The following is a 14,153-nucleotide window of genomic DNA, read 5'->3' on the forward strand; positions in this document are numbered from 1 at the left end:
GCCGACGGCCAACCCAAGACGCTCGACGAGATCGGCAAGGTCTACGGCGTGACGCGCGAGCGCATCCGGCAGATCGAGTCCAAGACCATGTCGAAGCTGCGCCACCCGTCCCGGTCGCAGGCCCTGCGCGACTACCTGGTCTGAGGGGCCCGCGACGCGCCGTCCGCCCGGCCGGTGTCCGGGCGGACGGTTCCGGCGGGCCGGTCACCCCTCCAGCGGGTCATCCGTCCGGCGGGCCGGTCACCCCTCCAGCGGGTCATCCGTCCGCGGGTCCCCGTCTCCGCCGTGACCGGCCGGTCCGTGCGGGGGCCGGGCGCGCGGGCCCGCGTGTATCAGGTGCCTCACCGGGGAGTTCTCCAGCACGGCGGCGAACGCCTCGATCACCCCCTCGCCCAGCGGGCGGACGGCCTCCACCACGGCCTGCGTGCGGGCGCCGACCTCCTGGAGGATCCCCTCGACGATCTGCGGCAGGGGCGGCGCCGGCAGGCCGAGCCGCTGCCGGGGCGGGGCTTTCTCTGGTGGCGCCCAGCGCATCGAGTCCTCGCTCATGGCGAGCCATTCGTCGACGACTCCGTCGATGGCGTCGAGCACATGGTCGGGATCGCTTGCCATAGCGGCCCCCCGGGTGGCTTATGTCCTTTAACACGACGGTACCCCGCCGGGTCCGGCCGGGCCACGGTCAGCCCCGCACGGATCCGCCGGGGAGCCTCGCATATCCGCAGGTGAAAGAGGGTAAAAGGGGGCCGGGCAGGCGGCGGTGCTCCGCCGCGGGCGACGCGCGGGGGAGATGGGTCGTGGCCGGACTGTGGACGGGAAAAGGCGTGCTGCGCCGTAAACCCTTCGAACAGATCGAAGAGACCGGGGGCGGTGAAGCCGGGCAGCTCACCCGCGTGCTGGGCGTGTGGCAGCTCACCGCGATCGGGGTGGGCGGCATCATCGGCGCGGGCATCTTCACGCTCGCGGGCGCGGTGGCCAACGGCAAGGCCGGTCCCGCCGTCGTACTGTCGTTCCTGGTCGCCGGGATCGCGAGCGCGGCGGCGGCGTTCTCCTACGCCGAGTTCGCCGGGCTCATCCCGAAGGCGGGATCGGCCTACACCTACGGCTACGCGGTGCTCGGCGAGCTGCCGGGCTGGTTCATCGGCTGGGACCTGCTGCTGGAGTACACCGCGATCGTCGCGGTGGTCGCCATCGGCATCTCCGGCTACTTCTCCTTCCTGCTGGGCAGCCTCGGCATCGATCTCCCGGCGTGGATGCTGGGCGCGCCGGGGACGGGCGCCGGGCACCGGGTGGACCTGTTCGCCGCGCTGCTGTGCCTGCTGATCGCCTGGCTGCTGAACCTCGGGATGCGCAACGCGGCCCGGTTCGAGATGGCCGTCGTCGGGCTGAAGGTCATCGTGGTCATCGTGGTCATCGTGGTCGGCGCCTTCTACGTCAGGTCCTCGAACTACGTCCCCTTCTTCCCCTACGGCGTGGGGGGCGTGTTCGCGGGCGCGGCCACGGTGTTCTTCGCGGTGTTCGGCTACGACGCGATGAGCACCGCGGCGGAGGAGTCCAAGGACGCCACGCGGCACATGCCGAGGGCGATCCTGTACTCGCTCGCCATCGCGATGACGCTGTACGTGCTGGCCTGCCTGGTGCTGACCGGCATGCAGAGGTACACCGAGATCGACCGGGAGAGCGGCTTCTCCTCGGCGTTCCAGTCGGTGGGCCTGGCCCGGCTGGCGGACGTGATCGCGGTCGGGGCGATCATCGGCATCCTCACCGTGATGTTCACGTTCATGCTCGGGGTGACCCGGGTGTGGTTCTCGATGAGCCGCGACGGACTGCTGCCGAAGTGGTTCGCCAAGACCCACCCGGTACGGCACGTGCCGACCCGGGTGACCTGGATCGTCGGCGCCGTCTCGGCGCTCATCGCCGGGTTCCTGCCCATCGTGGAGGCGGCGGAGCTGACCAACATCGGCATCCTGCTGGCGTTCGTGGTGGTGTGCGCGGCGGTGATCGTGCTGCGCTACCGGCGGCCCGACCTGCCGCGGACCTTCCGCACCCCGGGCATGCCGTTCGTCCCGGCCGTCGGCATCGCCTTCTCGCTCTGGCTGATCACGTTCCTGGCGTGGCAGACCTGGGTGCGGTTCGTGGTGTGGTTCCTGGTCGGCCTGGTGGTGTACTTCGCCTACTCCTACCGGCACTCGGAGCTGGCCGGGGCCGAGGCCGGGGAGCGTGCGCCGGAATAAACGCGGGCCGGGGCGGGTTCGCCGCTGACATGGCTCACGATGACATCCCCGGTGACATCCGCGGCGTGGCGCGCGGCTCCGCCGAGGTCCCGCTGTCCATCCTCGACCTCGCCCCCGTCGGCCGGGGCTTCACCGCCACGCGGGCGCTGGCGGGGAGCACCGAGCTGGCCAGGCGCGCCGAGGAGTGGGGTTACCACCGCATCTGGGTGGCCGAGCACCACGGGATGCCGTCGGTGGCCAGCTCCTCCCCCGCCGTGCTGATCGCCCACCTGGCCGCGGCGACCCGCACGATCAGGCTGGGCTCCGGCGGCGTGATGCTGCCCAACCACGCGCCGCTGATCATCGCCGAGCAGTTCGGCACCCTGCACGCCCTGCACCCCGGCCGCATCGACCTCGGCCTCGGCCGCGCCCCGGGCACCGACTCCGCCACCGCGCGGGCGCTGCGCCGCGGCGACCTGGGCGCCGACGACTTCCCCGAGCAGCTCGCCGAGCTGACCGGCTTCCTCGACGCCTCGTTCCCGGCCGACAACCCCCTGCACCGGCTCTCGGCCGTCCCCCGCTCGCCGGAGTCCGGCCGCCCGCCGGTCTGGCTGCTCGGCTCCAGCGGCTTCAGCGCCCAGCTCGCCGGCCTGCTAGGGCTGCCGTTCGCGTTCGCCCACCACTTCAGCTCCGCCAACACCATCCCCGCGCTGGAGCTGTACCGGTCGACGTTCCGGCCGTCGGAGGCGCTGGACCGGCCGTACGCGATGATCGGCGTCGCGGCCGTGGCGGCCGGGTCCGCCGAGGAGGCGCTGCGCCTGGCCCGGCCGGGCGCGCTGGCCATGCTCCGCCTGCGCCGCGGCGCCCCGGAGCCGATCCCCACGCCCGAGGAGGCCGAGACCTACCCCTACTCCGCGGCCGAGGCGGCCTTCGTCCACGACCACCTGTCGAACGTGGTGCTGGGCGACGCCGCCGCGGTGCGCTCGGGGCTGGAGGAGCTGCGCAAGCGCACCGAGGCCGACGAGCTGATGATCACCTCGCAGGTCGCCGACCCCGAGGCGCGGATCCGCTCCTACGGCCTGATCGCCGAGGCGTACGGCCTGCCCGGCGCCTGACCGGCCACCGAGGCGTACGGCCCGCCGCGCGACCGGTCCGGCGCCCGGCCGCACCCGGCATCCGGCCCCGCGTCAGGGCACGCAGCCGTCGAAGGCGACGGGCAGGTGGCGGGGGCCGCGCAGCACCGGGTTGCGCCGGTAGGGCGGCGGGTCCGTGACCAGCCGGGGCTCGACGAGCCGGCGGGCGAGCTCGGTGAGCGCGACCTGCGCCTCCAGCCGGGCCAGCGGCGCGCCGAAGCAGTAGTGGATGCCGCCGCCGAACCCGAGGTGCTCGTTGCCGGTCCGGCCGGGATCGAACCGGTCGGGGTCGGGGAAGCGCCGGGGGTCCCGGTTGCCGGAGGCCAGGACCAGCCAGACGGGCGCGCCCCGGGGGATGGTGACGCCGCCGACGTCGATGTCGGCCAGGGCGGTGCGCTGGGGCAGGAGCTGCACCGGCGGCTCGTAGCGCAGCAGCTCCTCCACCAGCGGCACGGCCAGGCCGGGCTCCTCCCGCAGCCGCCGCAGGGCGTCGGGGTGGCGCAGCAGGGTCAGCATGCCGTTGGTGATGAGGTTCACCGTGGTCTCGTGGCCGGCGATGAGCAGCAGGACGGCGGTGACGACCAGTTCCAGCGGCGACATGCGTTCCCGGTCGCCGTGCCCGGCGGCCAGCGCGGACAGCATGTCGCCGCCGGGCGCGCGGCGGTGGTCCTCGATCAGCCCGGCCAGGTAGCGGCCCAGTTCCATGCGGGCCCGCTGGGCGGCGCGGCGCCGTTCGGCCGGCCCCTCCCCCTCCTCGCCGGGGTCGAGCCCGGCGACGATCGCCTCGGCCCAGACGTGGAAGCGCTCCTCGTCCTCGTGCGGCACCCCGAGGAGCTTGCAGATCACCATCACCGGGAAGGGGTAGGCGAAGTCCTCGACGATGTCGGCCCGCTCCCGGTCGCGCAGGCCGTCGATCAGGCCGGAGACCATCCGGGCGAGGTCGCCGCGCATGTCGCTGACCCGCCGCGGGCTGTCCGGCGGCCCGAACGGCCGGGTCGCCAGCCGGCGCAACCGGTCGTGCTCGGGCGGGTCGAGCCGCAGGAAGCTGGGCGGCAGCCCCTGCTCCTCCTCCAGGATGTCCTCCTCGCCGGCGGTGGGCACCCGGTTGCGGGGGTCGGAGCTGAGGCGTGGGTCGTGCAGCAGGCCGGCGATCTCCCAGTACGTGCTCACCGCGTACACGCCGTCCTCCTGCCGCGCCACCGGCGTCCTGCGCAGCTCGGCGTAGAGCGGGTAGGGGTCGGCGCGGGCGGCGTAGTCGGTGATCCGCCGCAGCAGGGTGGCGGAGGTCATGGCGGGCTCCTCTCGGACGATGCACCCGGCGTCCCGGGTCCCGCCCGGGGTCCTTGTCCGAGGCCGGGCCGGGGGACGCCGGTGTGCGACTCTCAGACGCGGGCCGGGACGAACGTGACGCGCCGCTCGCTGGGCGCGTAGCCGCTCAGGGTGACGGTGGGGCCGTGGGTGGGCAGGGCGGGGTCGGGGAACTCCGCCGGGATCGGCCGCGGTCCCCCGGGGGCGCGGTCCACCTGGGCGAAGTCCGGTGGGAAGGGCGCGGCCGTCTCGATGAGCCGCCCGTAGAACGGCAGCCACCTGCCGTGGTCGAAGGTGACGGCGGCGATGACGCGCCCCTGGTGGCCGTAGACGGCGGCGAACCGGCGCTCGGCCAGGGACCCCTGGACGATGGCCAGCTCGCGGCCCATGGGCGGCACGCCGACGGACTTGATGTTGATGCCGAACTGGGCGGACCAGAAGGCCGGCAGCCACAGGTGCGGGCGGCGTTCCGGGCCGGGGCTGACCATGTTGTGCGCGGCGACCTCGGCCTGGGCGACCGCGTTGCCCCAGTGCTCCAGCGACAGGAACTGGTAGCCGAACAGCGGGTGCGGGGAGCGGGCGACGTCCCCGGCGACGAAGACGTCGTCGGTGACGATGCCGTGCACGTCGAAGGCCCGGCATCCGGCGTCGCAGGCGACCCCCCGCGGCCCGGCGGCCAGCCCGGACCCGGCGAGCCACTCGGTGTTGCGCACCGCGCCCAGCGCGACGACGGCCGCGTCCGCCTCCAGGGTGGTGCCGTCGGACAGGTGGGCGCACCGCAGCCGCCCGGCCGGGTCGCCCTCCAGCGCGGTGACCGTGATGCCGCAGCGCAGGTCCACGCCGTGCGCGTGGTGCAGTTCGGCCGCCACCGCGCCGACGACGCCGCCCAGCGCCCCGACGAGGGGGGCGGGGCCGCGCTCGGCGACCGTGACGTCGATCCCCCGTTCCCGGCAGGCCGAGGTGATCTCCGAGCCGGTGAACCCGGCGCCGATGACGAGCACCCGGCGGGGCCGCGCGTCCAGCCGCCGGGCCAGCCGGGCCGCGTCGTCGCCCGTGCGCAGGGTGAGGACGCCGTCCAGGGCGGCCTCGGTCTCCTTGATCCACGGGCGGGCGCGGGTGCCGGTCGCGATCAGCAGGCGGTCGTAGCGCACCTCCTCCCCGCCGGCCAGGCGCACCCGCCGCCCGGCGAGGTCCAGCCCGGTGGCGGCCGTCCCGAGCAGCCAGCGCGCCTCCAGCGCGCGGCGCCGGGGCAGCAGGGTGTCGCCGGCGCCGGTACGGCCCAGCAGGACCTGCTTGGACAGCGGCGGCCGGTCGTAGGGCTCGTGCGGCTCGTCGCCGATCATGGTCAGCGTCCCCGCGAAGCCCTCCTCGCGGAGCGTCTCGGCGGCCCGCAGGCCCGCCAGGGACGCGCCGACCACGACGGCGTGGCCGCGCCGCCGGAACTCCTCGGCCGACCCGTCAGCCGCGGGCACCGGTCGCCGCCCCCTCCGGTACGGCCGGTCCACCGGGCCACTCGACGAGGATCGCCTGGACCGGGCAGGACGCGGCGGCCCGCATGACCTGCTCGCGCCGCTCGTCCCCGGGGCAGGGCTCGTACATCAGCGCCTCCTCGCCGTGCATGGCGAAGACGTCGGGTGCCTGGAAGGCGCACTGCGCGTACGCCTCGCACCGGTTGAGGTCCACGACGATCCTCACGAGAGCTGCCCCCATTCGGCGGGTGCGGCGTCGGACGCTGCCAGCCTAGGGAGCCGGCCTGGGGAAACATCATCCGGAAATCGGGGTGTTGCGGCTTTTGGCGGGGTCTTTGCCGCCGCCCTCCCGAACGGCCGGGGCCTTTGCCGCCGTCCTCCCGAACGGTGGGGAACGCCCGCGCCGCGTCCCCTCCCGCCCCGGCGGCGTGCCCCTGCTCGGCTCCCGGAGGGTTCGCCGTGCCATCCAGCGGGTGAAACCAGGTCAAAGGCGGGTAGATCACCCGCGATGAAGGTAAACAACTGGTTCCTCACCCCCGAGGAACGGGGAAACCCGGCATCGTCCGTCGACGGCCGGCACGACCCCGGCGTCGCCTGGTCGGACGGCAACGCGGTCCGGCCCATCCCGCACGGCGCGCCGTACTTCACCGAACTGCTCGCCCGGGTCCGCGAGCTGCGCGCCGGGGACCTGCTGCTGTTCACCGACTGGCGGGGCGACCCCACCGAGCGGCTGGACGGCCCGGGCACCGAGGTCGCCCGGGTCTTCGGGGAGGCCGCCCGGCGCGGCGCCGTGGTCAAGGGGCTGCTGTGGCGCTCGCACTGGGACGGGCTCCGCTTCAGCGAGGCCGAGAACCGCCACCTGGGCGACGAGATCGAGGCCGCCGGCGGCGAGTGCCTGCGCGACATGCGCGTCCCTCCCGGCGGCTCCCACCACCAGAAGCTCGTGGTGCTGCGGCACCGGGACCGGCCCGAACGCGACATCGCCTTCGTCGGCGGGATCGACCTGTGCTGGAGCCGCCGCGACGACGCCTCGCACGACGGCGACCCGCAGGCCGCGCCCATGGCCGGGGTGTACGGCGAGCGCCCGCCCTGGCACGACGTGCAGGCGGCGATCCAGGGCCCGGCCGTGGGCGACGTCGAGGCCGTCTTCCGGGAACGCTGGGAGGACCCCGGCCCGCTGACCCGCAACCCCGTGCACCGCCTGGCCGACCTGCTGCGCCGCGAGGACACCCGCCCCGACCCGCTGCCGCCGCAGTTCCCCGACCCGCCCGCCCGCGGGCCGCACGCCGTGCAGCTCCTGCGGACCTACGCCCACCGGCTGACCCGCTACCCGTTCGCGCCGCGGGGCGAGCGGAGCGTCGCCCGCGGCTACCTCAAGGCCCTGCGCCGCGCCCGCGCCCTGGTCTACATCGAGGACCAGTACCTGTGGTCGCCGCAGATCGCCGAGTCCTTCGCCGACGCGCTGCGGGCCGATCCCGACCTGCTGATGATCGGCGTCCTGCCGCTGCACCCCGACGAGGGCGGCGCGCTGGGCGGTGTCCCCCAGGTGCTGGGCCGCAACCAGGCGCTGTCGGTGCTCCAGGAGGCCGGCGGCGACCGCTTCGCGGTGTACGGGCTGGAGAACGGGCACGGCACCCCGGTCTACGTCCACGCCAAGGTCTGCGTCGTCGACGACGTGTGGGCGACCATCGGCTCCGACAACTTCAACCGCCGCTCCTGGACCTACGACTCCGAGCTGACCTGCGCGGTGCTCGACGAGACCCCGGACGGCCGGGCGCCGCTGGACCCCGGCGGTCACGGCGACGGCGCCCGCCGGTTCCCCCGCGACCTGCGGCTCACCCTCGCCCGGGAGCACCTCGACCGGCAGGAGGGCGACGACGGCGACCTGCTGGACCCGCGGTCCTTCTTCGACGCGTTCGCCGCCTGCGCCGCCCGCCTCGACCGCTGGCACGAGGAGGGACGGCGCGGGCCCCGGCCGCCCGGCCGGCTGCGCGCTTACCGGTCGCCGCGCCTGTCCCGGTGGGCCGCCCTGTGGGCCGACCCGCTCTACCGGATCGTGCACGACCCCGACGGGCGGCCGCGCGCCCTGCGCCGCGCCGGCTCCTACTGACCGGCGAAAACCCCGTTCCCACCGGCCGGGAAGATCCCCGATCGGGAAGACCCCGTCCCGGCCGCCGGGACGTCCACCGCCACCGGGACGCCCCGGGAGTCCGGCGGCGTGCGCACCGGATCTCCACGGAATCTGCACCGGCGCCGGTTACGCTCCCACGTCATGATCAGGTCAAAGGCGATCGACGTCCTGGTGTGGCTCGCGGTGCTGCCGGTCGCGGCGTGGGCGGTGGTCAGGACAGCCGGGTGGACCCCGGCCTGGCAGTGGGTCCCGCTGGTGGCGTTCACACCGTACGTGGCGGCGCTCTCGGCGGTCACGCTGCTGCTCGCGGCGGCGCTGCGCCGCCGGACGGCCGCCGCCGTCGCCCTCGCGGCGAGCGTGGCGCTCGCGGCGGCCGTGCTCCCCCGGTACGTCGCCGACGGCGACCCGCCCGCCGGGCCGTCGCGGCTGCGGGTGCTCGCGGCGAACCTGAGGGTGGGCGAAGGCGACACCGCGTCGCTCATGAGGCTGGTGCGCGACCTGAGGCCGGACGTGCTCGCCCTGCAGGAGCTCACCCCCGCCGCGCTCGGCCGCCTGGACGGGGCGGGCCTGCGCGGGCTCATGCCGTACGTCGTGGACCGCTCCCGTCCGGGGGTGTCCGGGTCGGGCATCTACTCCCGCCACCCGCTCGCCGAGGAGCCGATGATCGAGCTGGGTCGTTTCCGCCAGTCACGGGCCGTCGTCACGCTGCCGGGCGGCCGGGAGGTCGAGGTCGTCTCGGTGCACCCGTGCGCGCCCCGGCACACCGGCGAGGTGCCCTGCTGGGGCGCGGGCCTGGCGGCGCTGCCCCGGGCGGGCGGCCGGCCGCGGGTGCTGGCCGGCGACTTCAACGCCACCCTCGACCACCCGCCGGTGCGGGAGCTGCTGGCGAGCGGCTACCGCGACGCGGCCGACGCCACCGGGCGGGGGCTGACGCCGACCTGGCCGCGGCTGGGGTGGACGTCCCTGCCCGGCGTGGCGATCGACCACGTGCTCGCCGACCGGCGGATGCCGGTGAGCGCGTTCGGCGTGCACTCCCTGCCCGGCAGCGACCACCGCCCGGTCTTCGCCGAGCTCGGCCTGCCCTGACCGCCCTGTTCCGGGTGACCGCCCGGCCCGGCCGCGGCGGGCCGGACCGGTTCACCGCCCGTCCCGGCCGGCCGTCGGCGGGACCGCCCCGGCTCAGCCGGCCGTACCCGCCGTGACGGGTGCGGCGGGGTCGGCGTCCTCGTCGAACTGGGTCCGGTACAGCTGCTCGTAGCGGCCGCCCGCCGCCAGCAGCTCGGCGTGGGTGCCGCTCTCCACGACCCGCCCGCCCTCGATCACCAGGATGAGGTCGGCCGCGCGGACGGTGGACAGCCGGTGCGCGATCACCACCGCCGTCCGGCCTTCCAGGGCCTCCCCCAGCGCGGCCTGCACCGCGGCCTCGGAGGTGGAGTCCAGGTGCGCGGTGGCCTCGTCGAGGATCACCACCCGGGACCTGGCCAGCAGGACCCGGGCGATGGTCAGCCGCTGCCGCTCGCCGCCGGAGAGCCGGTAGCCGCGCTCGCCCACGACGGTGTCCAGGCCGTCGGGCAGCGCGTCGACGATCTCGGTCAGGCGGGCGCGGCGCAGCACGTCCCGCAGCTCCTCCTCGGTCGCCTCCGGTCGCGCCAGCAGCAGGTTCGCGCGGATCGTGTCGTGGAACAGGTGTCCGTCCTGGGTGACCATCCCGACCGTCCCGCGGACCGACTCGGCCGTCAGGTCGCGCACGTCCACCCCGGAGAGCCGTACGGCGCCCGCGTCGACGTCGTAGAGCCGCGGGATGAGCTGGGCGATCGTCGACTTGCCCGCCCCCGAGGAGCCGACGAGCGCCACCATCCGGCCCGGCTCGGCGCGGAAGGACACCCCGTGCAGCACCTCCACGCCGCCGCGCGTGTCGAGCCGGGCGACGTCCTCCAGGGAGGCGAGCGACACCTTGTCCGCCGACGGGTAGGCGAACCGGACGTCGTCGAACTCCACCGACACCGGCCCGTCGGGCACCGCGCGGGCGCCGGGCCGCTCGGCGACGAGCGGCTTGAGGTCGAGGATTTCGAACACCCGCTCGAAGCTCACCAGTGCGCTCATCACCTCCACGCGGGCGCCGGCCAGGGAGGTCAGCGGCGCGTACAGGCGGGTGAGCAGCAGCGCGAGCGCGACCACGGCGCCCGGGTCCAGCAGCGACCGCAGCGCGTAGAACCCGCCGACCCCGTAGACGAGGGCCAGCGCCAGCGCCGAGACCAGCGTCAGCGCGGTGACGAACACCGACTGCGTCATCGCCGTGCGCACCCCGATGTCCCGCACCCGGCGGGCCCGGGCGAGGAACTCGGCCGACTCCTCCGCCGGGCGGCCGAAGAGCTTCACCAGCGTCGCCCCGGGCGCGGAGAACCGCTCGGTCATCTGCGTGCTCATCGTCGCGTTGTGCGCGGCCGCCTCGCGCCGCAGCCGGGCCAGCCGGGAGCCCATCCGCCGGGCGGGCAGCACGAACACCGGCAGCAGGAGCAGCGAGAGCAGGGTGATCTGCCAGGAGACGCCGATCATCACCACCAGCGTGAGCAGCAGCGTGACGAGGTTTCCGGCCACGCCGGAGAGGGTGTCGCTGAACGCCCGCTGCGCGCCGATCACGTCGTTGTTCAACCTGCTGACCAGCGCCCCGGTGCGGGTCCGGGTGAAGAAGGCGACCGGCATGCGCTGCACGTGGTCGAAGACGGCGGCGCGCAGGTCGAGGATGAGCCCCTCGCCCAGGGTCGCCGACAGCCATCGCGTCGCCAGGCCGAGCCCGGCCTCCGCCAGCGCGATGACCGCGATCAGCGCCGAGAGGCGGACCACGGCCTCCACCGGGGCGCGGTTGACGATCGCGTCGACGACCCGGCCCGCCAGCACCGGCGTGGCGACGGCCAGCACCGCCCCCACCACGCTGAGCAGCAGGAACAACACCAGCTTCCGGGTGTGCGGCCGGGCGAAGGCTCCGATCCGGCGCAGCGTGGCCATGGAGAACGGCCGCCTGTCCTCCTGCGCCTGCATCGTGGCGTACATCGAGTGCCACGCCACCATTTCCATGTTCATCAGGGCACCACCGGGTTCTCAGGGATCGACGGATCGACCCTAGGGCCTCAACCAAAGTCGAGGTCAAGGTGGTGCCCCGGGCGGGTCAGCTCGGGCTGCCGCTGGGGACCGGGCTCTCGCTCGCGCGGGCCTCGCGCACCAGGCGCAGGTGCTCCCGGATGATCGGCTTGGCGCCCTCCGCCAGCTTCTTCACGGCCAGGGAGGAGCCGTCGGCCAACTCCTGGTCGATGCGCTTGAGCGTCATGCGGTGGCTCGCGGCCTGCGCGGCCAGCCACGCGTTGTCGAAGGACGAGCCGCTGAGCTTCGACAGCTTGTCGATCTGCTCGCGCTGCTTCTCGTTCGGCCGGCCTGGCAGCTGCACACTCGCCCGCTCGGCCACCGCCCGCAGCTTGCCGTCCAGGGTCGTGTGGTCGGTGATGAGCTTCTGCGCGATGTTCTTGATGTCCTGGGAGTCCGACTTCTTCAGCGCGAGCCGGCTCGACAGGATCTCGGCCAGATTGCCGCGGTGCGCCTGGACCAGGAACTTCCTGTCCTGCTCGTTGACGTTCGGCTGGGCCACGGCGGCCTGTACGGCGCCGCCCAGCATGACGAGCATGGCGGCCAGCAGGACGACGATCCTTCTGATCATTGGGTCCTCCGTCGGGATGCGACTGAACAACCACCTCCTGACGACGTGCTCCGTTATCCACATTTATAGCTATATGAAGAAATAAATGATCAGAAAAGGCTTTGGGGGGTTTTCATCCGGTTGTTCCGGCGCACGCCTGCGGCCCCTCGGCCGGGGCGACCCCACCGTGACGGACCCCGGCATCCCGTGAACGGCCGCCCCCTCGGCGTTCACCTGCGGTTCCCCGCCGATACACCGCTAAGGTGGGCCGATGATCCGCCGTTCCCTCCAGACCGGTGACGCCTCCCGCGCGCCGAGCGCCGCGCCGTGTCCGGCAGACCCGATGACCGGCCCGACGGCCACCGTCGACGTGGTGGTCCTCACCATGAACGACCGGCCCGCCGAGTTCCCCAGGGCGATGGAGTCCCTCCTCGCCCAGCGGGGAGTCGGCCTGCGCGTGGTCATCGTCGGCAACGGGGTGGAGCCCGACCACGTGCCGGACGGCGTGCGCACCGTCACCCTGCCCGCCAACGTGGGCATCCCCGGAGGCCGCAACGTCGGCGCCGACGCCCTCGCCGGCCCCGACGCCGGCGAGTTCGTCTTCTTCTTCGACAACGACGCCGTCCTGCCCGCCCCGGACGTGCTGGCGCGGCTCGTCGCCGAGGCCCGCCGCCACCCCGGGGCCGCCTACGTCCAGCCGCGCATCGCCGATCCCGGTTCCGGGGTCACCCTGCGCCGCTGGGTGCCGCGGCTGCGGGCCGATGAGGCGACCCGGCCGGGCGTCGTCACCGTGATGGCCGAGGGCGTCGTCCTCGTGCGCCGCGCCGACTACGAGAAGGCCGGGGGCTGGCCGGGCCGGTTCTTCCTCTTCCACGAGGGGGTGGACCTGGCCTGGCGGCTGTGGGACCTCGGCCGCACCGGCTGGTACGCGCCCGGCGTGGTCGTCCACCACCCCGCCACCGACCCCGCCCGGCACGCCGGCTACTACCGCCTCGTCGCCCGCAACCGGGTCTGGCTCGCCTACCGCCGCCTGCCCGTCCCCCTGATCCCCGTCTACCTGCTGGTCTGGACGCTGCTCAGCATCGCCCGGATCCGGTCCCGCGCGCATCTCGCCGTGTGGATCGCCGGTCTGCGGGAGGGGCTGGCGGGCGGGCACGGGACGCGCCGCCCGATGTCCTGGACCACCGTGCTGCGCCTGCTCCTCGCCGGACGCCCGCCGATCGTTTGACGCCCTCCCCGCCCGGAAGGGCGGGGATTCTCCCCTGCCAGGCCGCCGGGAACGCGGGTGGCGCGGAGTGGGTTCCCGCGTAGCGCCGGGCGCCCGTACGGCCGGCGCCGCCGGACGGGGCGGGCGGGCCGTACGGCGCGGCGGCGACCGTTCCGCGGGTCACGCCTGGCGGGTGGGCAGGACGACGATCTGGCGCAGGTTGACGTGGCGGGGGCGGCTGGTCACGTAGGCGACGAGGTCGGCGATCTCGCCGGCCGACAGCGAGCCGAGCGCGTCGAACATCTCCCCGAGCTGGCCCTCCTCCCCCAGGGCCGGGTTGTCGACGTGCGAGGCCAGCTCGGTGTCGGTCAGGCCCGGCTCGATGTTGGTCACCCGCACGTCCCGCGGCCCGAGCTCGGTGCGCAGTGACGCCGACAGGTGGGTCAGCGCCGCCTTGGTCGCGGCGTAGACGGCGTAGCCGGGGAAGAGCGCGTGCGCGCCGATCGAGGAGATGTTCACCAGGTCGGCAGTCGCCCCGCGGGCCGCGGCGGCGACGAGGTCGGCGGTGAACGCGCGGATGATCCGCAGGGCGCCGGTGACGTTGGTGTCGATCATCCGGGTCCACTCGTCGGCGCGGCCGTCGTCGATCGGGTTGGGCAGCATCACGCCGGCGGCGTTGACCACCAGGTCGGCCGCGCCCAGCTCGGCGTGGACGCGGGCGGCTCCGGCGTCGACCGACGCCTGGTCGGTGACGTCCACGGCCACCGCGATCGCCCGGCCGCCGTCCCGTTCGATCTCGGCGGCGAGTTCCTTGAGGCGGTCCTCGCGGCGGGCCAGCAGCGCCACGCGGGCGCCGTGCGCGGCCAGCAGCCGGGCGGTCGCGGCGCCCATGCCGCTCGCGGCCCCGGTGACGACGGCGGTGCGGCCGGCAAGGGAGGTGTGGTTCACGGTTCTCTCCGGGTTCTGCGAAGTCCTGGGAAGTTCTCTGAAGCTCTGCCGGGTCCCGG

General features: G+C 74.5%; 13 protein-coding genes. 6 read left to right on the plus strand and 7 right to left on the minus strand.

From position 1 onward, the window contains the following. Positions 1-144, plus strand: a 144-nt coding sequence (locus tag IEZ10_RS39510; protein ID WP_268246408.1) for a sigma factor-like helix-turn-helix DNA-binding protein, incomplete at its 5' end; no start/stop codon positions are given. A 96-nt stretch (positions 145-240) separates the two neighbouring features. Here the strand turns inward: IEZ10_RS39510 and IEZ10_RS34370 are convergent. Next, on the minus strand, positions 241-612 hold the full coding sequence (locus IEZ10_RS34370; RefSeq protein ID WP_189250681.1) for a hypothetical protein: 372 nt from the start codon (positions 610-612) through the stop codon (positions 241-243). Between the two features lie 182 nt (positions 613-794). Between IEZ10_RS34370 and IEZ10_RS34375 the strand changes: the two genes are divergently transcribed. After that, entirely contained in the window at positions 795-2,231 is a 1,437-nt protein-coding gene (locus IEZ10_RS34375; protein ID WP_229811932.1) for an amino acid permease, read from the plus strand. 29 nt (positions 2,232-2,260) lie between these two features. Further along, a complete protein-coding gene (locus IEZ10_RS34380) occupies positions 2,261-3,325 on the plus strand; it encodes an LLM class flavin-dependent oxidoreductase (protein ID WP_189250683.1) in 1,065 nt (354 codons plus the stop codon). A 72-nt stretch (positions 3,326-3,397) separates the two neighbouring features. Here the strand turns inward: IEZ10_RS34380 and IEZ10_RS34385 are convergent, their stop codons facing one another. The 3 genes from IEZ10_RS34385 to IEZ10_RS34395 form a co-directional block, all read right to left on the minus strand. Further along, positions 3,398-4,633, minus strand: a complete 1,236-nt coding sequence (locus IEZ10_RS34385) for a cytochrome P450 (RefSeq protein ID WP_189250684.1) — start codon at positions 4,631-4,633, stop codon at positions 3,398-3,400. Between the two features lie 92 nt (positions 4,634-4,725). Beyond that, on the minus strand, positions 4,726-6,123 hold the full coding sequence (locus IEZ10_RS34390) for an NAD(P)/FAD-dependent oxidoreductase (protein ID WP_189250685.1): 1,398 nt from the start codon (positions 6,121-6,123) through the stop codon (positions 4,726-4,728). Further along, complete coding sequence (locus tag IEZ10_RS34395) at positions 6,110-6,346, minus strand: ferredoxin (RefSeq protein WP_189250686.1); 237 nt, start codon at positions 6,344-6,346, stop codon at positions 6,110-6,112. Before IEZ10_RS34395 ends, IEZ10_RS34390 begins: the two co-directional genes overlap by 14 nt. A gap of 282 nt (positions 6,347-6,628) precedes the next feature. Here IEZ10_RS34395 and IEZ10_RS34400 point away from each other — a divergent pair, with 282 nt between their 5' ends. Both IEZ10_RS34400 and IEZ10_RS34405 read left to right on the plus strand, forming a co-directional pair. Next, positions 6,629-8,230 carry a phospholipase D family protein gene (locus IEZ10_RS34400; RefSeq protein ID WP_189250687.1) on the plus strand — a complete coding sequence of 534 codons (1,602 nt, stop codon included), beginning with the start codon at positions 6,629-6,631 and terminating at the stop codon, positions 8,228-8,230. Positions 8,231-8,392: 162 nt separating this feature from the next. Further along, entirely contained in the window at positions 8,393-9,337 is a 945-nt protein-coding gene (locus IEZ10_RS34405) for an endonuclease/exonuclease/phosphatase family protein (RefSeq protein WP_189250688.1), read from the plus strand. Positions 9,338-9,430: 93 nt separating this feature from the next. Here the strand turns inward: IEZ10_RS34405 and IEZ10_RS34410 are convergent, their stop codons facing one another. Both IEZ10_RS34410 and IEZ10_RS34415 read right to left on the minus strand, forming a co-directional pair. Then, a complete protein-coding gene (locus IEZ10_RS34410) occupies positions 9,431-11,332 on the minus strand; it encodes an ABC transporter ATP-binding protein (protein WP_189250689.1) in 1,902 nt (633 codons plus the stop codon). An 85-nt stretch (positions 11,333-11,417) separates the two neighbouring features. Further along, on the minus strand, positions 11,418-11,960 hold the full coding sequence (locus tag IEZ10_RS34415; protein ID WP_189250690.1) for a DUF4142 domain-containing protein: 543 nt from the start codon (positions 11,958-11,960) through the stop codon (positions 11,418-11,420). Positions 11,961-12,210: 250 nt separating this feature from the next. Between IEZ10_RS34415 and IEZ10_RS34420 the strand changes: the two genes are divergently transcribed. Further along, complete coding sequence (locus IEZ10_RS34420) at positions 12,211-13,167, plus strand: glycosyltransferase family 2 protein (protein WP_229811933.1); 957 nt, start codon at positions 12,211-12,213, stop codon at positions 13,165-13,167. Between the two features lie 159 nt (positions 13,168-13,326). Here the strand turns inward: IEZ10_RS34420 and IEZ10_RS34425 are convergent, their stop codons facing one another. Then, entirely contained in the window at positions 13,327-14,094 is a 768-nt protein-coding gene (locus IEZ10_RS34425) for an SDR family oxidoreductase (RefSeq protein ID WP_189250691.1), read from the minus strand. Positions 14,095-14,153 lie beyond the last annotated feature (59 nt).

It is taken from the genome of Streptosporangium pseudovulgare, from assembly GCF_014648055.1.
In the GTDB taxonomy this organism is placed as follows: Bacteria; Actinomycetota; Actinomycetes; order Streptosporangiales; family Streptosporangiaceae; genus Streptosporangium; species Streptosporangium pseudovulgare.